The 21,630-nt window shown below is 41.9% G+C and carries 19 protein-coding genes and 1 other RNA gene; 1 reads left to right on the top strand and 19 read right to left on the bottom strand.

Going from position 1 to position 21,630, the window contains the following annotated elements; all coding sequences use genetic code 11:
* Nucleotides 1-28: 28 nt before the first annotated feature.
* The 11 genes from ybeY to J6I68_RS02110 form a co-directional block, all read right to left on the bottom strand.
* Nucleotides 29-532: an rRNA maturation RNase YbeY gene (ybeY, locus tag J6I68_RS02160; RefSeq protein WP_292216909.1), complete on the bottom strand. Its 504-nt coding sequence runs from the start codon at nt 530-532 to the stop codon at nt 29-31.
* Nucleotides 516-1,724: a hypothetical protein gene (locus J6I68_RS02155; RefSeq protein WP_292216906.1), complete on the bottom strand. Its 1,209-nt coding sequence runs from the start codon at nt 1,722-1,724 to the stop codon at nt 516-518. Before J6I68_RS02155 ends, ybeY begins: the two co-directional genes overlap by 17 nt.
* Nucleotides 1,711-2,763 carry a PhoH family protein gene (locus tag J6I68_RS02150; RefSeq protein WP_292216904.1) on the bottom strand — a complete coding sequence of 351 codons (1,053 nt, stop codon included), beginning with the start codon at nt 2,761-2,763 and terminating at the stop codon, nt 1,711-1,713. The genes J6I68_RS02155 and J6I68_RS02150 overlap by 14 nt, the downstream gene beginning before the upstream one ends.
* Before the next feature lie 20 nt (nt 2,764-2,783).
* The gene (gene rlmH, locus J6I68_RS02145; RefSeq protein WP_292216902.1) at nt 2,784-3,263 is read right to left on the bottom strand and encodes a 23S rRNA (pseudouridine(1915)-N(3))-methyltransferase RlmH; all 480 of its coding nucleotides are present in this window, start codon (nt 3,261-3,263) and stop codon (nt 2,784-2,786) included.
* Between the two features lies 1 nt (nt 3,264).
* Entirely contained in the window at nt 3,265-4,317 is a 1,053-nt protein-coding gene (locus tag J6I68_RS02140; RefSeq protein WP_292216900.1) for a hypothetical protein, read from the bottom strand.
* Nucleotides 4,318-4,518: 201 nt separating this feature from the next.
* Nucleotides 4,519-5,904 (bottom strand): NADPH-dependent glutamate synthase, encoded by a 1,386-nt coding sequence (gltA, locus tag J6I68_RS02135; protein ID WP_292216898.1) that lies wholly within the window; start codon nt 5,902-5,904, stop codon nt 4,519-4,521.
* A 23-nt stretch (nt 5,905-5,927) separates the two neighbouring features.
* Nucleotides 5,928-6,800, bottom strand: a complete 873-nt coding sequence (locus J6I68_RS02130; RefSeq protein ID WP_292216896.1) for a sulfide/dihydroorotate dehydrogenase-like FAD/NAD-binding protein — start codon at nt 6,798-6,800, stop codon at nt 5,928-5,930.
* A gap of 121 nt (nt 6,801-6,921) precedes the next feature.
* Nucleotides 6,922-8,367, bottom strand: coding sequence for an FN3 associated domain-containing protein (locus J6I68_RS02125; protein WP_292216895.1), 1,446 nt, complete (start codon nt 8,365-8,367; stop codon nt 6,922-6,924).
* The gene (gene folD / locus J6I68_RS02120; protein WP_292216894.1) at nt 8,368-9,231 is read right to left on the bottom strand and encodes a bifunctional methylenetetrahydrofolate dehydrogenase/methenyltetrahydrofolate cyclohydrolase FolD; all 864 of its coding nucleotides are present in this window, start codon (nt 9,229-9,231) and stop codon (nt 8,368-8,370) included.
* Between the two features lie 9 nt (nt 9,232-9,240).
* Nucleotides 9,241-10,917, bottom strand: a complete 1,677-nt coding sequence (locus J6I68_RS02115) for a formate--tetrahydrofolate ligase (RefSeq protein WP_292216892.1) — start codon at nt 10,915-10,917, stop codon at nt 9,241-9,243.
* Complete coding sequence (locus tag J6I68_RS02110) at nt 10,918-13,713, bottom strand: DNA translocase FtsK 4TM domain-containing protein (protein ID WP_292216889.1); 2,796 nt, start codon at nt 13,711-13,713, stop codon at nt 10,918-10,920.
* Nucleotides 13,714-13,858: 145 nt separating this feature from the next.
* Between J6I68_RS02110 and J6I68_RS02105 the strand changes: the two genes are divergently transcribed.
* On the top strand, nt 13,859-14,428 hold the full coding sequence (locus J6I68_RS02105) for a hypothetical protein (protein ID WP_292216887.1): 570 nt from the start codon (nt 13,859-13,861) through the stop codon (nt 14,426-14,428).
* A gap of 58 nt (nt 14,429-14,486) precedes the next feature.
* On the opposite strand, the gene proB is transcribed toward J6I68_RS02105, so the two are convergent.
* The 8 genes from proB to gpmI all read right to left on the bottom strand — a co-directional run.
* The gene (gene proB / locus J6I68_RS02100; protein WP_292216885.1) at nt 14,487-15,284 is read right to left on the bottom strand and encodes a glutamate 5-kinase; all 798 of its coding nucleotides are present in this window, start codon (nt 15,282-15,284) and stop codon (nt 14,487-14,489) included.
* A 142-nt stretch (nt 15,285-15,426) separates the two neighbouring features.
* Nucleotides 15,427-15,781, bottom strand: a transfer-messenger RNA (tmRNA) gene (gene ssrA, locus J6I68_RS02095).
* A 60-nt stretch (nt 15,782-15,841) separates the two neighbouring features.
* Nucleotides 15,842-16,612, bottom strand: coding sequence for a response regulator (locus J6I68_RS02090; RefSeq protein WP_292216883.1), 771 nt, complete (start codon nt 16,610-16,612; stop codon nt 15,842-15,844).
* Between the two features lie 38 nt (nt 16,613-16,650).
* The gene (locus J6I68_RS02085) at nt 16,651-17,238 is read right to left on the bottom strand and encodes an Hpt domain-containing protein (protein WP_292216881.1); all 588 of its coding nucleotides are present in this window, start codon (nt 17,236-17,238) and stop codon (nt 16,651-16,653) included.
* A gap of 32 nt (nt 17,239-17,270) precedes the next feature.
* Complete coding sequence (gene smpB, locus J6I68_RS02080; protein ID WP_292204511.1) at nt 17,271-17,741, bottom strand: SsrA-binding protein SmpB; 471 nt, start codon at nt 17,739-17,741, stop codon at nt 17,271-17,273.
* A gap of 2 nt (nt 17,742-17,743) precedes the next feature.
* Entirely contained in the window at nt 17,744-20,008 is a 2,265-nt protein-coding gene (gene rnr, locus J6I68_RS02075; protein ID WP_292216879.1) for a ribonuclease R, read from the bottom strand.
* A gap of 85 nt (nt 20,009-20,093) precedes the next feature.
* Nucleotides 20,094-20,336, bottom strand: a complete 243-nt coding sequence (secG, locus tag J6I68_RS02070) for a preprotein translocase subunit SecG (protein WP_292216875.1) — start codon at nt 20,334-20,336, stop codon at nt 20,094-20,096.
* A gap of 78 nt (nt 20,337-20,414) precedes the next feature.
* The coding region (gene gpmI / locus J6I68_RS02065) for a 2,3-bisphosphoglycerate-independent phosphoglycerate mutase (RefSeq protein WP_292216871.1) at nt 20,415-21,630 on the bottom strand (1,216 nt) is incomplete at its 5' end.

The raw sequence follows: 21,630 nt of genomic DNA, 5'->3' as shown, positions 1-21,630 counted from the left end.
CCACAACAATACTTAAAAACTAAAGCTCTTAGTCCCTTGTTATACCAAGGCTACTTAGAACCTCCTCCTGCTTCTTTTCCATTACAGCAGCCTCATCATTTTCCATGTGGTCATATCCACAAAGATGGAGCATTGAATGGGCCACCAAAAAAGCAAACTCCCTCTTCTCACTATGACCATATTCAGCGGCCTGATCTCTGACTCTTTTCTCATTGATGACAATGTCCCCAAACATTATCTTGCCGCTATCAGGATTTATAAGGTCAACCTTCTGGTCTGATTCAATAACTGAAAAATCCCCAGGAGTTTCATAATTCACGTTTGGAAAGGATAAGACATCCGTTGGCTTGTCTATATCCCTAAACTGACTGTTTAGCTCTTTTATCCCCTCATCATCTGTAATGGTAAGGCCAATTTCCACATCATAATCGCAGCCTTCTGATTCAAGAACTCTACCTGCTACCATAGTAGATAGCTTTTCTATATCAAAATCAAACTCAGCATTTACTTCATTCTCAACGTAAAAAGTCATAGTAAAGCTTCTCTTTCTTTAAGATTGCCCTCATCCTGTCATATTCCATGAAGGTAACTGCATAATCCTTTAATTCTCCGCTTGCCTCTTTCTTGTCAAAGAGATTATCAATAAGCTTGTCATAATCTATTTTAGCATCTTTATTCTGTTTGATAAGATACATTATTGAGGCTATGACAGTCTCTGATAACTGGACAGCAAGCGCCTCTTTTGACTTCACACATCCCTTTGGAGGCTCGATATATTCGTGAAGGAATTCTACTGCCTCAATTGGGAAATTATTATCGACATAGTAATGCTCTACATCTGACCACTTAAGGCCTCCATCCAGCACACCGATCCTGTGATAATAAGCACAGGCCTTAACAGCTCTGTCGTTAAAGCCAAGGCCAAGTGCAATTCTTTCTGCCAGATATCCTGTGTGGATAGCTCTGAAATACTCATCCTTATCCTTTTCCTTTAGGCTTACAAGAAGCGGGTATGATACGTCGTTTATCTCCATATACATGTCGTTGGACTTACGGATAACGTAAACTCCGAACATGTTGAGGAACACCAGGAGAATAATAAGATTCAGCATAAGGTTAAGGATCGGAAGGATCAGGATATTTATAGAAAATGTCCTGTTCTGGAACAGCACATTGTAAGCTATTATAAGCACAGCCTGCATCAGCAGCGATATAAATACCGGAAGGCCAATAGCAGTATTTTCCTTAAGGTCACGAAAAAGCGCTATGGCTACTGCCCCTGCAAGAACATACATAAACAGTTCACCAAAACCACCATTTTTCTCAAGCATAACTGATATTGTGGTAAAAGAAATACCAGCAATCATTCCAATTTCGCTGTTAGAAAACAAAGCCAGTATCACAAACAGTGACATATACGGCCAAAACTCATTTGGAACCAGGGACAGCACGCAGGACAAAACAACCATTCCGGCAAAGACTACGATAAATCTTATCTTTCTGTAATAGTTGTCATAAGAAAAGCCCTCTGGTCCCCTTCCCATGGCATCCCTTATCATAAACAGAACTGTTCCAGCTGAAAGCATTGAAACAACAGTGTTTCTTAGTATGGCCTCATAGCTTTTCCCAACAATAAATGAAAATGCAAAAACAAACGCGCCAGTGAAAAGAAAAAGCGCCATATATATCAGATTATATCTTGATGCAGATTTATCCCCTTCCATTCGACCTTTGTCTCTCCACCTTCTGAATTTTTCTCTTAGCCTGCTTATTTGCAGCTTTCTTTTCGTAGTCCTCGTAGGCTTTGACAATCTTTTGAACAAGTGGATGCCTTACAACATCAGCACTTGTCAGATTGCAGAAGGCTATATCATCGATTCCCTTAAGGACGCTTTCTGCAATATCAAGGCCAGACTTTACATCAGGAGATAAATCCTTCTGTGATGAATCTCCAGTTATAATCACCTTTGATCCAAATCCGATACGTGTAAGGAACATCTTCATCTGGGCAGGAGTTGTGTTCTGTGCTTCGTCCAGAATTATGAAGGCATTATCAAGGGTCCTCCCTCTCATGTAAGCAAGAGGCGCAACCTCGATCAGTCCCTTCTCCATGTTTTTAAGGAAGTTCTCTGTACCCATGATCTGGTAAAGGGCATCATAAAGAGGCCTGAGGTATGGGTCAACCTTGCTCTGCAGATCTCCAGGTAAGAATCCCAGCTTCTCTCCAGCTTCTATAGCAGGTCTTGTAAGAATGATCCTTCCAACCTCTTCCCTTTGAAATGCGGTGATGGCCATAGCCATAGCAAGGTATGTCTTACCAGTACCCGCTGGACCAAGTCCAAAGACTATCATTTTATTCCTTATAGCATCTATGTATTTCTTTTGACCAAGAGTCTTGGGTTTTATTGGCTTACCACTTATCGTATGACAGATAACATCTGTATCGATGTAGGATAAGCTATTCTTTTCCTCATCCTCTGAAAGACCAATTGTCTCTTTGTCCTTCTTAAGAGAAATGGCATAGTCTATACTCTGCTCCTCTATAGAAGATCCGCGTCTTGACAGCTTTACCAGATCCCTTATTATCTGAGAAGCATTGCTTACGCCTTCCCTGTCGCCAATTATGTGAAGCTCGCCATTTCTGTCGATTATTTCAACAGAAAGGCTTTTTTCTATTTTTCTTATGTAGTTGTCGTTGTCCCCAAAAATACTTCTCTCATCCTCTGCTGTGAGAGAAAGCCTAAGTTCTGTAATCTCACTCATATAAAAGATCTATCCCCATATTACTTGTGATAAGGCTCACCGTTTGTAATACGAAAGCCCCTGTATATCTGTTCTAACAAGATCACTCTCATCATCTGATGAGGAAATGTCATATCTGAAAAACTGATCCCCATATCAGACTGATCAAGGACGCTTCTGTGAAGTCCAAGAGAACCTCCGATCACAAACTGGATGTGACTGGTCCTTGTGCTGCTTCCATCAATGAAAGAAGCAAAGCCTTCTGAAGTAAAGCGCTTCCCTGCGATTTCCAATGTACACACAAGCCCCTGGCTGTCGATCTTTTTAAGTATCTTATCAGCCTCTTTCTTTTTTATTGCATCACACTCAGCATCTGATGCATCATCTGGTGTCTTTTCATCAGCAACTTCGATGATATTTAGCTTGCAGTATCTTGAAAGCCTCTTGGAGTACTCTGCGATCGCATCAAGCCAGTATTTTTCCTTAATCTTACCTACACAGATAATACTTATCTTTACCAAATCAGTATCCTTTTACACTTCCGCCGTAAATAATACCCCTGACGCCGTTATTCTTAGCGCCTTCCATTGTCATGTACAAATGGCGCTCAGAGTCCTCTCTCTGTGACAAGTATGGTGCCCTGCCATTTTTATCAACTGTAGAGTAAAGAACCTGCTCCCATGAGCCATTTTTGCAGGTACCGACCCACTCTATGGTATTCTCATCCTTATCTACAGTTATGATATACATTTCTCCGTTATATAGGCCATTTGAAAACTCACCAATTGCATTCTGAAGATAGTAATCAGCCTTATTCATATCCCCAAAATTGTAGTCATAGTGCTCCTGTCCCTTGCCATTTGGAAGGTCATTATCCCACTGTCCTGAATACATGTGCTCTGTAACTACATACTGACTATAGTCTGGGTAAAAAGAAATCCAGGTTCCATTGCCGCTTCTAAGTCCATCAGACCACTGTCCATAATAATACTGATCGTCTCCATATACCGCTACGCCAGTTCCATTTGGCTTGCCATCACTATTTGTTTCACCATAATAGTAAAAATCATTAGTTCCACAAAGCTGGTATGACATAGCCTCAAATCTTTCAAGGTGTGCAAGATCCCTTACAGCTGCAGTATTATCATCAGACCAGTAAGTATAAAGCTCTTCAAGCTGAGACTTAACATCGATCTTAAGTCCCTTATATACATTCTTTAAAGTTGCCTTATCAGTAGCATAAAAGCTGTTACCAGATACAGTCTCCTTTGCAGCTTCCATTTTTGAAGTTGTAGTAAGAACATCTACCGACTGGCTGCTGGAAGCGGCGCTACTATCTTCTGCCACTTCCTCTGCTGAATCCTCGCTGCTGCTTTCATCTGAAGCTGTTATCACATCTTCTACAGAGGCGCTGCTTGCTGCAATGTCAGCATATTCCTGTATACTCTCACTTAGCTTTTGATCATCTCCATTATCCTTAGCACCAGAAAGCGTAAGCACTAAAACCAAGATCAGTAAAATTACTGCTGCAATACCTGCAGTAATTGCAATCTTTATTTTCTCCTGTTTATCCATTTTCTCTTTCTCTCCATTCTCACAATCTTTGATATTATACCACACCTTGGCTTTCTATAATATCTGTTACCCTCATGTTATCAGCAAAATCTTAAGATTTACCGTCGAAATTTCTTAATTTTTCTTCATAAATACAAAAAAGAGCATAGGTTAGATAAACTAACCCATGCCCCAGATTGCAGGTATATTATAGTTCAAAGATCACTTTGAAGACAGGTACTCATCAATTCCCTTGGCAGCTGCCTTTCCAGCACCCATTGCAAGAATAACAGTAGCTGCTCCAGTTACTGCATCACCGCCTGCAAATACGCCTTCCTTGGATGTCTGTCCAGTCTCTTCTGTTGCTACGATGCACTTTCTGCGGTTAACCTCAAGTCCCTCAGTAGTAGAAGAAATAAGAGGGTTAGGTGATGTTCCAAGTGACATGATAACTGCATCGCACTCTATCTCAAACTCTGAGCCAGGAATCTCAACTGGGCTTCTTCTACCAGACTCATCAGGCTCTCCAAGCTCCATACGGATACATGTGATGCTCTTTACCCATCCATTCTCGTCCTCGTGGATCTCAACAGGATTAGTAAGAAGGTCAAATATGATGCCTTCCTCCTTAGCGTGATGAACCTCTTCCTTACGTGCAGGAAGCTCTTCCTCACCACGTCTGTAAACAACATGTACCTCAGCTCCAAGACGAAGAGCTGTTCTTGCTGCGTCCATAGCAACGTTACCACCACCAACTACTACGCACTTTTTAGCTCTCATGATAGGAGTAGTTGAGTTCTCATCAAAAGCCTTCATCAGGTTGCTTCTTGTAAGATACTCATTGGCTGAGAATACACCCATAGCCTGCTCGCCAGGGATGTTCATGAATCTTGGAAGGCCGGCACCTGATCCAATAAATACTGCCTCAAAGCCCTCTTTCTCCATAAGCTCATCAATTGTAACCGACTTTCCAATAACAACATCGGTCTCAAGCTTTACGCCAAGAGCCTTAACGTTTTCGATTTCCTTTTTAACTACTGCACTCTTAGGAAGACGGAATTCAGGAATACCATAAACAAGTACTCCGCCAGCCTCATGAAGTGCTTCAAAGATAGTTACATCATAGCCCATCTTTGCAAGGTCTCCAGCACAGGTAAGTCCAGAAGGACCTGAGCCGATAACTGCAACCTTCTTGTTCTTTTTCTCCTTGGCACCCTCAGGAACAATGCCCATTTCTCTTGCTGTATCAGCAACATATCTCTCAAGCTTACCAATTGAAACAGGATCACCCTTAATGCCTCTTACGCACTTACCTTCGCACTGGCTCTCCTGTGGGCAAACTCTTCCGCAAATTGCTGGAAGGGCACTTGACTTACTGATTGTCTGATATGCGCCTTCAACATTTCCTTCCTTAACCTGTTGAATAAATGCAGGGATATCAATTGAAACAGGACATCCCTCTACGCACTTGGGATTCTTACAGTTAAGGCATCTTGTAGCTTCACTCTCTGCTTCTTCTTTGTTGTATCCAAGACAAACTTCCCTAAAGTTCTTGGCTCTTTCTTTTGCATCCTGTTCGCGAACAGGAACTCTTACAAATCCATCCATATCGATTCTCCTATTTCAGAATATTAGCAATTACCGCAACCGCCGTGATGTGTGTCACCTTCCTGGGCCTTGAGCATGAGCCTTCCTTCTTCTGTCTTGTAAAGCTTCATTCGATTCATAGCCTGATCGAAATCAACCTTGTGTCCATCAAACTCTGGTCCATCAACGCAGGCAAATTTTACTTCGCCGCCAACAGTAAGTCTGCATGCTCCACACATTCCTGTTCCATCAACCATAATAGGATTCATGCTTACTACAGTAGGAATACCAAGCTCCTTGGTAAGCTTGCACACAAATTTCATCATGATCATAGGTCCGATAGCAACACAGTGATCATACTTGTTGCCTTCATTCCAAAGATCCTGAAGTGCTACAGTAACCATTCCACTTCTTCCGTAGGAACCGTCATCTGTTGTGATATGAAGGTTACAAACCTCTTTAAATCTATCCTCAAGGATTACAAGATCCTTGTTCTTGGCACCGATAATAACATCACAGTCAACGCCATGTTCCTTAAGCCACTTAGCCTGAGGATAAACTGGTGCTGTACCAACACCGCCTGCGATGAATACGATCTTCTTTTTCTTAAGTTCATCGATGTCCTCATAAACCAGGTCAGAAGCTTTGCCTAAAGGTCCCACAACATCAGCCAGTTCATCACCAGCCTTAAGCTTAGAGAGCTTAAAAGTTTCAGCACCAATAGCCTGAACTACGATCTCAACTGTACCCTTTTCTCTGTCGTAGTCACAAATTGTGAGAGGTATTCTCTCTCCATCTTCATGAACACGAATGATCAGAAACTGTCCTGGTAAACAGGCACTAGCCACACGTGGAGCCTCAACAATCATCTGATAAATGTTTGTTGTCAGCTCTCTGGCCTCCAAAATCTTGAACATAGTAATCCTCCTACCAAAAAAATTTATTGTTCCCCTAATAATTATTCACGCTTAATTAAAAATAATAACCGAAGACAGGCAAAATTTCAAGCGTTAAACCTTTAAACCGTTAAAGTGCTCTCTACCTGTTTGATATCGTGATAAGTGTATATTTGCCGCTTGAATCATAGCCAAGTCTGTTTACTGCGCCGTCATGAGTATTAACAGCATACATAAGCCCTGTTGGAGCCACTGTTCCATCATTGGATACGTGGTTTTCGACTACAACGTAATACTCTCCCGCTCCCTGTATCTCTATTACAGAGTTATAGATGTATTCGTTGTGACCCTCCACTCCTATGGCCTTTCCGGTATTATCCAAAAGATATCCAAGCCTTACCAAAGTACTAACAAGGTTGTTAACAGCCTGCTCCGTAGAAACAAGTCTTGTATAGATCAGATGATACTGCCTGTCTACTATCTCACTGAAGTTCCCATCGTTGTCATATGCAATAAATCTGAAATGACTGCTTCCAACAGGCATTGTGATCGGTGATACATACTGTTTGGACTCCATGGTTGGATCACTGCCATCGGTGGTATAAAAGATAGATGTTCCTGCCTCAGCAACAGCAACTATCATTGTGTTCTGGTTGTAGTCACCGCTTGGTTCCATTATCTCAGGCTCTGCAGGAGCTCCTTTTTCAACTGTATACTCACACTCAGATACAGGACTGGAAATACCATATTCATTCACAGCAACTGCCTTGATGTTATATGTCCCATCATCATCAAGCACGATCTCATTATCATACATGATACTTCCAGAATCCGGTTCGCCATCATTGACTGTGTAGTAGATCTTGTTGGAGGTTCCCTCAAGGAGTTTAATATTCACACTTACTTCTGTATAAGTTCCTGAAACGGGACTCATTACAGGCATTGCCGGTATATACCTCTGGCGAAGCCCTTCCACAGCAGGAGCATCACTTTCATTCAGAATCTGTGCCACCTTGTCATAGTCACCACTTTGCCTGTAGATTGAAATGATACTCTCATAGGCATTAAGCACTTTCTCATCTGTGAAAGAAGATCCGTCCGTAATGATCCTTAGTGTATCTACAGCTTCACTGGTATTGCCATCTTCAAGATAATAGTCTGACATTCGAAAAATAATGTCAGTGTTATTTGGATGATCTTTGTGTCCATCCTTTAATATCTCAATAGCACTCTCAATACTTCCCTTGGCTTTTTCATTCTCAGCCTGCCTCAGATAGTAAAGCGAAGACTTGCTGTTATAGGCAAACAGGTAAAATGCAGCAATAGCCAAAAGAGCAAAAGCCATCAAAGAAGCAAGGATCATCTGCCATCTTGAAGTGATAGCACGGATCAGCTTTTTTCTCTTCTTTCTCTTTTCCTCTTTTTCCCGGTCTTCTTTATTTAGTTCATCTGCCATTCCGGATAAAGTGGCATTGATCTCGTTTTCTACTTCAGGATCAAACTCTGGGACGAAATTGATCTCAAGGCCACAGTGGTCACAATACATATGTCCTTCCGGAATCTCAAGGCCACAATTAGGACACTTCATTTATTCTCCCAACTTGTGTGATAGTGCAGCTTCATAGCAGTTATTCATGAGCATGGCAATGGTCATTGGTCCAACACCGCCAGGTACCGGAGTTATGGCATGAGCTATTTCAGAAACTTCATCAAACTTTACGTCTCCGCAAAGCTTTCCGTCATCGCCCCTGTTAATACCCACATCAATAACAACTGCTCCGGGCTTAACATGGTCTTTTGTTATAACTCCTGCCTTTCCTACAGCAGCAATTATAATATCAGCTCTTTTGCACACCTCTTTAAGATTGCTGGTCCTGGAATGAGCCACAGTCACAGTGGCATTCTCTCTTAGCATCAAAAGAGACATTGGCTTGCCAACTATATTGGACCTTCCTACAATGACGCACTCTTTTCCTGATATATCATAATCAGGAAGCCCTCTTTTAAGGAGCTGTATAACCCCTGCAGGAGTGCAGGATACAAATCCCTTATCTCCTACCACAAGAGCCCCGACGTTCATTGGATGGAATCCATCTACGTCCTTATCAGGTCGAATAGCATTTATTACTTTTTTCTCATCCATATGCTTTGGAAGTGGCATCTGAACAAGAATGCCATCCACATCGCTTCGATTGTTGAGCTCATCAATAATACCAAGGAGCTTTTCCATGGTTGTATCTTCTGGAAGCTCATAGGAAAGAGAATTATAGCCAATATATTCGCAGGCTCTCTTTTTATTTCTAACATATACCTGGGAAGCAGGATCGCTTCCTACAAGGATAACAGCCAGCGTAACTTCTATGCCCTTGTCCTTTAGCTCCAAGCATTTTTCCTTAAGCTCATCCTTTATCTGCTGTGATATAGCCTTACCATCAATTAAAGTAGCACTCATATTAGCTCCTTAGAATAATCCTACAATCTTGCCTTCTTCATTGACATCAATATCAAAGGCAGCTGGTCTCTTAGGAAGACCTGGCATAGTAACGATTGCTCCGGTCAGTGCAACAACAAAGCCTGCACCTGCAGATACATATGCCTCACGAACAGTGATATTGTAATCTCTTGGTCTTCCAAGAAGTGCAGGATCATCAGAAAGCGAATACTGTGTCTTGGCCATGCATACAGGAAGCTTTCCAAATCCCATCTCTTCAATCTTCTTAAGCTGGCGAAGTGCTGCTGGTGCAAAGTTCACGCCGTCTGCGCCATAGATTTCTTTTGATACAGTAGTTATCTTGTCCTGAAGAGACATATCATCAGGATAGATTGGAGCATAATTAGATGGCTTGGTGTTTATAGTCTCAATAACTTCTTTTGCGAGAGCTTCTCCGCCTTCGCCGCCCTTAGCCCATACTTCTGACAGGGCAAATTTGCAGCCTCTCTCCTCACAGAAGGCCTTTACATAATCCATCTCTGCCTGAGTATCTGTAAGGAATGCGTTGAGAGTAACTACAACAGGAACACCGTATTTCTGGATGTTCTCAATGTGCTTTTCAAGGTTAACAATACCTTTTTTGAGAGCCTCAAGGTTCTCTGTTCCAAGGTCAGCCTTAGCAACGCCGCCGTTGTACTTAAGTGCTCTTATTGTTGCAACAAGCACAACTGCATCAGGCTTAAGGCCTGCGATCCTGCACTTGATGTCAAGGAACTTCTCAGCACCAAGGTCAGCACCAAAGCCTGCCTCTGTAACTGTATAGTCTGAAATGCTAAGAGCTGTCTTAGTTGCTCTTACTGAGTTACAGCCATGAGCGATATTGGCAAAAGGTCCGCCATGAACAATAACTGGTGTGTGCTCAAGAGTCTGAACAAGATTAGGCTTTATTGCATCCTTCAAAAGAGCTGCCATAGAGCCAACTGCATTTAAGTCCTTGGCTGTTACAGGCTCGCCGTCTCTTGTATAAGCAACGATTATCCTTGATAGTCTTGCTTTTAAGTCGTTCATATCACTGGCAAGACAAAGAATAGCCATTATCTCTGAAGCAACTGTTATAACAAAATGATCTTCTCTTGGAACGCCATCAGCTTTGGCGCCAAGACCTACTACAATATTTCTAAGAGCTCTGTCGTTCATGTCCTCAGCTCTTTTCCAGATGATCTGTCTGGTGTCGATGCCAAGTTCATTACCCTGCTGTATGTGATTATCGAGAAGTGCGGCCAAAAGGTTGTTTGCAGCAGTTATTGCATGAAAATCTCCGGTAAAGTGGAGGTTAAGGTCTTCCATAGGAACAACCTGTGCATATCCACCACCTGCAGCTCCACCCTTTATACCAAAACATGGTCCAAGAGAAGGCTCACGAAGTGCAATTACAGTCTTGTAGCCAAGCCTGTTAAGTGCATCTCCAAGTCCTACGCTGGTAGTGGTCTTTCCTTCACCTGCTGGAGTAGGATTGATCGCAGTTACGAGAATAAGCTTGCCCTTCTTATTCCCCTGTACCTTTGAGAGGTATTCTTCCGTAAGCTTAGCCTTGTATCTGCCATAATACTCAAGGTCATCTTCGGTAATAGACAGCTTTTGTGCCACCTCTCTGATGTGAAGCATCTTAGCTTCCTGTGCAATTTCGATATCACTCTTTACAGCCATTTACTCTCCTCCGTTTAAATAAGATTCAAACTCCGCTTTTGACATCAGTACTTTCCTGGGCTTGGTACCTTCCTCATCTCCAACTACTCCGGCCTCGCAAAGCTGGTCCATGATCCTTGCGGCTCTGTTAAAGCCGATCTTGAAGACTCTTTGCAGCATTCCGATTGAAGCCTTTTCTTTTTCTATGATTATGTTCCCTGCCTGAACAAAGTACTCATCTCTGCCTGAATCCGGATCGGAAGATCCAAAACTTCCGCCTCCTCCACCGGACTGGCTCTGCAGATTATTTATCTGCATCTCAATTTCTTCGCTATATGAAGAGTCGATTCCCTGGTTTTTCAAGAAATCAGTAACTGCCTGTACTTCCTTGTCTGAAACAAATGCTCCCTGAACTCTGGCCGGTTTTGTGTAGCCCTGGGGGTAAAAGAGCATGTCGCCCTTACCAAGGAGCTTTTCTGCGCCGTTAATATCAAGGATCGTCCTCGAATCAACACCACTGGACACAGCAAAAGCAATTCTACTTGGCATGTTGGCCTTGATAAGTCCTGTGATGACATCTACTGATGGACGCTGGGTTGCAATTATCAAATGGATACCTGCAGCTCTTGCCAGCTGAGTCAATCTGCAGATTGCATCCTCAACCTCGTTGGCTGAAACCATCATAAGGTCAGCAAGCTCGTCTACGATAACAACAAGCTGTGGAAGCGGTGGATTGTCAGGATCATTCTTTTCTGCAAGGAGCTTGTTATAGCCCTTTAGATCCCTCACTCCAGTATCAGCAAATTTTTTGTATCTGCTCGTCATCTCTGCAACTGCCCAGTTCAAGGCTGCAGCAGCCTTCTTAGGGTCTGTAACAACCGGGATCATAAGATGTGGAATTCCGTTATACACTGAAAGCTCCACTATCTTAGGATCGATCATGATCATCTGAACATCCTTGGGATCAGCCTTATAGATAAGGCTCATGATGATGGTGTTTATGCAGACAGACTTACCAGATCCCGTTGCTCCAGCAATAAGAAGATGGGGCATCTTGGCTATATCTGTCACTACTGTCTTACCTGCTATATCCTTACCAACAGCAAAGGCAAGCTTTGATGAAAAGTTCTTGTATTCCTGGGATTCCAGAAGGTCTCTTAAAGCAACTGCCTGATTCTCCTTATTGGGAACCTCTATTCCGACAGCAGCCTTACCTGGAATCGGAGCCTCTATTCTGATATCGCTGGCAGCAAGATTCATCTTGATGTCATCAGCAAGGGATACTATCTTATTGACTCTCACTCCCGCTTCAGGCTGAAGTTCAAACCTTGTTACTGCAGGTCCCTGACTGATATCAGTTACCGTAACGTTTACTCCAAAGGTGCGCAGTGTCTCCTGAAGTTTAAGTGCCGTCTCCTTCAGCTGCCTTGCGGTATCTGTGTTCTTGTTCTTAACGCCCTTTTCAAGAAGCGAAATTGGCGGGAACACATACTTCTTGTTGATAACCTTTTTGTGCTTCTCGATTTCTTTTTCCATGCCAGGACTAGTGGTGTGAGGACCAGGTCCAAGAGATGATACTGAGCTTTTTGAAGCACCATTTATACTGGTATTTGCACCAGAAGACTGAGATATGTGGTCCTGGGCATGAACTACATATTCACCATTCATGCCATTACCAAGATGCTCTGCGTGAATCGGTACATCTGGAAGTGGATCATGGTCGCTTTCCGGTTCATCTGCGCTCCTTGCAACAAGTTTAATAGGAGCATTCTCTGTCTTAGTCTCCTCTTCCTCTTTGCTTTCCTCGACATAAGATTCTTTATAAGATGAATCTTCGTAAGACTCTTCGTAAATGTCCTCGTCAGCACTGCTTATCTCATCGATTGCATTCTTTAAAGTGATCTCATGAATGTCGTCGTGAAACTCATCTTCATCAGGGATAAAGAGATTTTTATCTGACTTGTCATCTTCTCCGTGGATCTTGATCTTTTTATCAGGCTGTTCCTCATCCTCTTCTTTTTTGAGCTCAGTATCCAGCATGACGCCAGCAACTTTTTTCTCCATGCGAAGGATCTTCTCATCTTCCTTTTGCTCAAGCAAAAGTCGTCTTTTCTCCTCCACCTGGGCTCTTCGCTGTTCCATCTTTTCCCTTCGCTTTTCAGCGTAGTCCCTGTAGTTGTCAGCTTCCTGACGGGTTCTGTCTATAATGCGCCTTCCACCCTTTTTAAGTCCTCCCACAAAGGAGTGCTGGGTAAATACCACAATTGCAGCAATTGAAAGAAGCAGGATAAGCAAAACAGATCCCACAAGTGAAAGATATTTGTATGAAAGATAGGCAAGAGAACCGGCGAAAACACCTCCGCCATTTCGATATTCACTGGCCTGAGAATAGATCATTTTTATATCATAGGATTCAGCGGACTGAGGACGTCCTGACAAAAGCTCCGCAATGATCCCTACAAGGAAGAAAAGAACTATTCCAGATACGACCTTCCTTGTTGATGCGCTGGAGCCAAAATTAGCAATAGATATCACAACTGTGCCAAGAATAACTAAAGGTGCGATATAGGCTGTAATTCCAAACAAACCAAATAAAACACTACTTACAGCGTCTCCAAAAGCACCACATATGCCAAAATTACATAGGAATAAAAAGATAGTAAGTGCCACCATTCCAATGACGACAAGCTCACTCCTTAAGGAGTAGTCAAGAATCTCTTCCTCCTGAGGCCTTGCCTTTTTTGATGCACTTTTAGACCTGGATGAGCTCTTTTTTGAAGCTCCCCTGGATGAATTTCCCCTGTTATTAGTAGCCATTTCTTACCCATTACAAAACTTTCTCTAATACTAAATCTGAAAAGCCAAGTCTCAGACTTTAGATAGTATATCATTTTTAAATTCTTTATGCTATACTAACAACTGATTTATAGGTAGTTACTTACAAACAGACAAGGAGAACGCAATGGAATTTAAGCAGGAATTGGAAACCGGCACTTTTAAGATGATCGGCAACACAGAAACCTCCCTCAAGATCAAGGAAGTTGCTGAAAAATGTCGTCTTGTTAAAACAGACAATGGTGTCAAGGTAGAATTGGCTTATACTGGTCCTAACGCCAGCAAATATATGCAGTACGTTGAAAAACATAGAGAAGAACTCACAAAGTTCCTTATGAACCCGGACGAGGCAGATTTCTACGAGTGGATGGACGCTTCACACCAGACTCCTACTACTTTAAAAAAGCACGAGAAAGAAAAACTCATCCTCTACGTTAATTTTGATCCTGAAAGCCGCATTGTACAGACCGGAATCGCTGATGAAAACGTAACAATGAAGCTTGGTGCTCCTCTTATGGAGATCAACGTGGATCAGCTTAGCAGGAACGAGTTCAAGTTAAAGATATATGACATGCTTCTTCTTGCAGATGAGATTGCAGTAAGCATGGGCAATGTAGACCTTCGCAAGATGTCAAACATTCAGATTGTCAAGACTTATCTTACTGAGATATATGATAAGTTCCATGAAAATGTCTGATCTATAAAGCAAAAATAAGCATTTGATTGATGAACACTTCAAAAGTCAGTCAAATGCTTTATTTTTTTGCTACAAATAAAGTTCCGACTTTCTTTTTTTCAATGATGTCATAGAGCTTTTCAGGATTTTTACCATTGGTAATAAGAACGTCAATCCCTCTTGAAGTCGCAAGCTCTGCTGCTTCAAGCTTGGTTATCATACCGCCGGTTCCTCTGTTAGAGCCAGAGCCAGAAGCAAGTCCCTTTAATTCTTCAGTGATCTCTTCTACCCTGCTTATGAGCTTGGCATCCGGATTAGTGCTTGGATTGCCATCATATAAACCATCAATATCAGAAAAAATGATCAGCTTACAGGCATTACAGAATACTGCTACCACAGCTGAGAGCATATCATTATCAGAAAAGAGCTTTTTCTCAGACTCAATCTCTGTGTGGCTTACTGAGTCATTTTCATTGACTATAGGAATAATGTGATTCTCTAAAAGAGCATCAAAGGTGTTCTTTAGATTCTCGCTTCTTACAGGGTCTAAAATATCCCCATTATCAAGAAGAATCTGGCCAACCATCCTGCCATATTCACTAAAGAACTTGTCATACAGGTGCATGAGCTCAGTCTGCCCAACTGCGGCTGCAGCCTGCTTCATCCTGATCTCCTTTGGCTTTTGGGCAAGTCTCATCTTACCAGCACCAACAGCTATAGCGCCTGATGATACCAGGACCAGATCATATCCAAGATTTTCAACACCGGCCAAAGCCCTGCACAGATGGTCCAGGGTCCTTATGTCAATATTGCCCTCTTCGTTTGTTATTGTTGAAGTTCCAACTTTTACAACTATTCTCTTTTTACTTAGCGCCATCTTTTCCCCTCACAAATAAATAAATATGAAACGCATAGTGTCAGTATATCAAATTGCGTCGCTAAATTTGTGACAAAATTGTGATATATTCTGACAATTATCTACAAATCAAAAAAGAGCCACATAAAATAGCTCTTTTCCCGAGTGGATTAGGCGGGAGTCGAACCCGCGTCCAAAAATTCATCCCCTGTCCTTCTACTATCATAGCCTGTTATTTCGGAATTCTGCATTCCTGTTCCATCACACCTTCAGTAATAGGCAACCAAAGATGATCTGTAGCCCCTTATACGACCACAGCCTCGAGGCACTTGCCATGTCGTTTCCTACAAGATTTGACGCGGATTACTAAGTATGTAGGTGTACTCAGGTCCACGAGCTGCCCTTAGGCAGCAAATGCTAAATTATCTTCAGCGTTTAATTTTAATTTGAAGTTTAACGCACCGTCCTGCGGATAGCTTCTCCAGCTTCAAAATCCCTGTCGAAACCTTTACTAACCCTTATTTAATTTGCTTTTTCAGTATATACATAAACACAGATTAAATCAATAACCTGTAGGTTTAGCCATTTTTTGCTGCCTGAAGAGCAAAGAAATGTCCAAGCTTCTCTAAAAGCTCATCCTTTTCAATATTCTTAAGGAAATATCCTTCAGGCTTAAGAGCCACAACAGCAAGCACGCTCTCTTTATCGCTCTTACCAGTAAGGAACATAACTGGAATAGATCTGGTCTCCTCATCTGCCCTTAACATCTCAAGAACCTGTGGACCTGTTGTTACCGGCATTTCATGATCAAGCAAAATAAGATCGGCCTTGTTTTTTCCAAGCCACTTGATGGCCTGAAGTCCTGATGTTACAACTGATACCTTGTATGTATCCTTAAGCCACTCTCTTACAAGGCCCAGATAATTGGGGTCATCATCGCAAACCAAAATACTCTTTTTAAACTCATCCATGGAGCTTTTCTTAAAGAACTCAGATATAACGGACATAAACTTGTCATTATCAAGTGGCCTTGGAAGCACCTGATAGAGAATATCATCTGGAATATCGTCACTTAAGAACCTGGTATCAGCAGGGTCTCCTATCAGGATCAGCTTCTTTTCCTTGTCTTTAAGTGTATCTACTATAAACCTTAAGATGCTGGCCTCTATAAGTTCACCAGAATCCATATAATATACAGCAATATCAGCATCGTTTATGTTGCTGTTGATATCATCAACAGTATTCTGAACATACTTAGTCTGAATCCTGCCATCCTCCATCTTTTTTATAAGTACCTTGATGAAGAACGATTCTTTTTGTCCTATTACAATTGCTTTATTTACAGCCATAGATACACATCCTCCAAGGGTGCCGTATATTTATACCTCTATTGTAACAGCTTTTCTATTCCATCCCAATCAAATTGTAACAATTTTCTGTTAATTGTTTCAATTCTTTCTTCATCACTTGCTAAAAGTTTATAGGTGTCAAGCTCGTCCAAAATCATCTTTACTGCATCCACATCCATTTGGGATGCAAAGGTCCTTAGAGCATCATAGGCATCTGAAAGAGCATCCTCCGAAATGGGTTCTTTTTTTATCAGATCCTGTTCTCTTGGAAGTCCGGCAAGGTCTTCTTTATACTGCCTGTACATGGACAAAAGTTCATATATATGCTCGTCAAAAATCTTAAAGTTCTTTTTCTTTCCAGCCTCTTCAAGTTTTTCAGCAAGCTTTGAAAGTTCTCTGGCTCCGATTATCCTGGCTGTACTTTTTAATGCATGGACTTTGATAGTACAAAACTCCATATCACCACTCTTGTAGGATTTTTCAATCTCGTCGGCCTTGTCCTCCAAAGTGGCATAGAAAGTCCTAAGAAACTTAAGATAAGCTTCCTTACTACCTGTGTACCTTATTCCGTCAGCTGTCTCAACGTGCTTTAGCTGATCTAACCATACATCTTTATCTTCAGGCATTATTACAGTTACACCCTCCTTAAGACAAAGGTTTATTTGAACCTTTGCTTAAACTCTTTTTCTGCTTCTCTTTGCTGATCCTTTTTCGCCATATCAGCTCTCTTGTCATAGAGTTTTTTACCCTTGGCAAGGCCTATTTCCACTTTCACTCTGCCATTTTTAAAATACACCTCAAGAGGCACAAGTGTATAGCCCTGAACCATTTTTTGCTGGTCAAGCTTTCTTATTTCAGCCTTGTGTAAAAGAAGCTTTTTAACTCTTAAGGGATCCTTGTTAAAGATATTACCCTTTTCATAGGGGCTGATGTTCATGCCCATTATAAAAGCTTCGCCCTTATCGATGCTGATCCATGACTCCTTGATGCTGCACTTGCCCTGTCTTAGGGATTTAACCTCTGTTCCGAAAAGCTCAAGTCCAGCCTCATACTTTTCCTCAATGAAATAGTCATGATAAGCCTTTTTATTATTTGCTATTAACTTTCTTGCCTTATTATCTTCTGCCATTGTTATCTCTTTTTCCTGGATCTGCCCTTACCCTGAGCACTTCTGGCTGCCTTGCTGGTTGCAGATTTCTTGTATTTATGTACTTTATAAACTTTTCGTGTGGACTTTTTCTTATCTTCTGGCTTTTTGCCAGATGATACTTTTCTTGCAGGGGTATCAGATCTTTCGCCAGTATCAGAAGCTTCCAGAGAGAGTCTTCGGATCTTATTTGCTCTCTTTTCTACAGCTCTGCGGCTGTCTGAATACTCCACATAGTCATCTGTATCATCCTGCGGATCATCACTTGCCAGTTTAAAATCTATGGTTTTTGTGAGTCTGTCAGCACCAACAACCCTGATAAGTACCTTCTGGCCAATGGTATACTCCTTGTGGTATCTCTCGCCAACAAGCTTCATTGCCTTTTCATCATATACGTAGAAGTCGTCCTCCATAGAGGATGCCCTTACCATACCCTCACAGCTGTTTTCAAGCTCAACAAAAAATCCATACTGGGTAACACCGGAAACAAGTCCTTCAAAGCGCTCACCCACATGATTTTCCATAAACTGAGCCTTTTTAAGCTTGTCAGTTTCTCTCTCAGCCTCTTCAGCACGCCTTTCTGTCTCGGAGGAATGCTTTGCCACCTCATCCAGGATCTCGCTGTAGTGAGAAGCCTTCTTTTCATTCATCCTGCCCCGCAGGTAATCCTTGATGATCCTGTGGATCTGAAGATCAGGATATCTCCTTATAGGTGAAGTAAAGTGACAATAATAGTCAAAAGCCAGTCCAAAGTGACCTGTGCACTCAGTACTATATTTAGCCTGCATCATGGACCTTAGTGCCATTCTGCTGATAACCGCTTCTTCCTTGGTCCCCTGTATGCCCTTTAGGAGCTTTTGTAGTTCTTTTGGTCTTACTCCATCATCCTTGCGCATCTTTATATGATGACCAAAGCTGGACACAAAGGAAGATAAAGATGCTATTTTCTCCGGATCAGGCTGTTCATGTACTCTGTAAACAAAGGGACTTTGCATATAGTAAAAATGCTCTGCCACAGTCTGATTGGCAGCAAGCATAAAGTCCTCAATGAGCCTTGTTGCAACATTTCTTTCATGAGGAACGATGTCTATAGGATTTCCATCTTTATCAAGGATAATCTTGGACTCAGGAAAATCAAAGTCAATAGCGCCTTTCTTTTCTCTCTTGCCTCTAAGGATGTGGGAAAGCTCTGCCATATCCTCAAACATTGGGACAAGCTCTTTATACCTGTCTATAGTCTCGGGATCCTTATCCTCTAAGATCTTAGCGACATCTGTATAAGACATGCGCTCATTGACATTTATAACTGATTCAACTATGTCGTGGTCAAGTAATCCCCCATTTTTATCAAAGGTCATAAGACAGCTTAAAGACAGTCTGTCCTCTCCATGATTAAGGGAACATATACCATTGGAAAGTCTGTGGGGAAGCATTGGTATAACCCTGTCTACCAAGTATACACTGGTTCCTCTTTTTAAAGCTTCCCTGTCAAGGGCTGAACTCTCCTGTACGTAGTTAGTTACATCAGCTATATGAACACCAAGATGATAATTACCATCTCCATCAATGCTAAGACTTACTGCATCGTCAAGATCTTTGGCATCTTCGCCGTCAATAGTGACCATAGTCACATTTCTAAGGTCAGACCTTCCGTACATATCAGCTTCGCTGACGCTGTCAGGACATCTGTTGGCCTGATTTATGACCTTTTCAGGAAATTCATAGGGTATGCCATATCCCATAACTATTGAAAGGATATCAACACCTGGATCATTGATATTACCTATAACTTCCTTAACCTTGCCCTCTGGTTTTCTTCTTGCAATAGGGTCACCATAATCACTGATAAGGACAACTACTTTATCCCCGGATACTGCTCCATTTGAATGTTCCTTGGGAATAAATATATCGCTCTGGATCTTGTTATTATCAGGAATAACAAATCCAAAGTTAGTCTCACCCTGAAAAGTTCCAACTACTTCTTCAATACCTCTTACCAGGATATTCCTGATCCTGCCTTCCTGCCTTTTACCTGTGCTCTCTGGCAGTATCTCAACTTCAACTGTATCTGTATGAAAAGCTCCGTGTACATACTCCTCAGGGATAAAGATATCTTCTTCTCTCCCTTCCACTTCCACAAAGCCAAATCCACGTCCACTTGAAACAAACTGACCTGTTATGTAGTTTTTCTTTTTATCTCTGCCAAAAAGCTGCTCATCCATGCGCTTTAGGCTCTTATTTTTACTCATATCTTTATAATACCATAAAATATGGGCACCCCAACTAACCTTGTAGTAGAGTGCCCAGAAAAGTTAATATAATTTGTATTTTTAATTAAAAAATACCCATGTTAAGAACAATGCCAAGAATGATAAAGCCAAATGAAAGAACTACTGTCACTTTCTTAAGGATACCCTCTCTTGAACGGCCCTTATTCCTGCCCCAGTATGTGTTCTCAACTGTTCCCTGAATAGCACCAAGTCCCTGGTTCTTACCTTCCTGTGCAAGCACAAGTGCGCATAGCGCAAGGCAAATTATAATAAATAAAACTCCAAAAACGTAATCTAAAACGCTCACGAAAAAACCTCCAAAAAAGTTCAAAGAATTCTAAAACACGCAAAAAGTACTATAGCACATTCAGGACCAGTTAGTCAATTATTTCTTGATAAGAAGACTCTTTCCTGTCATCTCAGCTGGCTGTTTTTCTCCCATGCATTCAATAAGTGTAGGAATGATGTCTGCAAGGCATCCGCCTTCACGAAGAGTATAAGCAGGGTCATAGTTAACAAGGATGAAAGGAACAGGGTTTGTTGTATGAGCTGTCCAAGGCTCTCCTGTCTCGTAATCTATCATCATGTCTGCATTACCGTGATCAGCGCAGATGAACATTGTTCCGTTAACAGACTTAACAGCATCAACGATCTTGCCAACGCACTCATCAACTACTTCAATAGCCTTTACAGCTGCCGGGATAACGCCTGTATGTCCAACCATATCAGGATTAGCAAAATTAGCTACAACAACGTCGTACTTCTGTGAGTTTATTGCATCAAGAATCTTTTCGCAAACTTCAGGAGCACTCATCTGAGGCTTAAGGTCATATGTAGGAACATCCTTAGGGCTGTTTACAAGAACTCTGTCCTCACCCTCATTAGGCTGCTCAACACCGCCGTTAAAGAAGAATGTTACATGAGCATACTTCTCTGTCTCAGCGATACGCGCCTGCTTAAGTCCCTTAGCTGCAAGCCACTCACCAAAGGTGTTGTTAAGAAGAACCTTCTTAAAGGCAACTTCCTTGTTAGGGATAAGTGGATCATAATCTGTAAAGCAAACGTAAGTTACGTCAAGGCGCTTACCTCTGTTAAATTTATCAAACTCATCATCGCAGAAGCAATGTGTGATCTCTCTTGCTCTGTCTGGACGGAAGTTATAGAAAATGATTGAATCTCCATCCTTGATAGTAGCTACAGGAGCTCCGTTCTTCATGATAACTGTAGGAACAACGAACTCATCTGTCTTGCCATCTTTGTATGTATTAACCATGCACTCGTGAGCAGAATTAGCCTTGTTGCCTTCGCCCTTTGTAAGCGCATTGTAAGCGATCTCAACTCTGTCATAGTTGTTATCTCTGTCCATTGCGTAGTAACGACCAGAAATTGAAGCGATCTCACCAATTCCAAGTTCCTTCATCTTGTCCTCAAGCTGCTGTACAAAGTCAATTCCGCTCTCTGGTGGTGTATCTCTTCCGTCAAGGAAGCAATGAACATATACCTTCTTAAGGCCATTCTTTTTAGCAAGCTCTAAAAGGCCATAGATATGTGTGATGTGGCTGTGTACACCGCCGTCAGAAACAAGACCGTACATATGAAGC

The organism is Butyrivibrio sp. (assembly GCF_017940685.1).
GTDB lineage: Bacteria > Bacillota > Clostridia > Lachnospirales > Lachnospiraceae > Butyrivibrio.
This window is presented reverse-complemented; position numbering and strand designations above follow the sequence as displayed.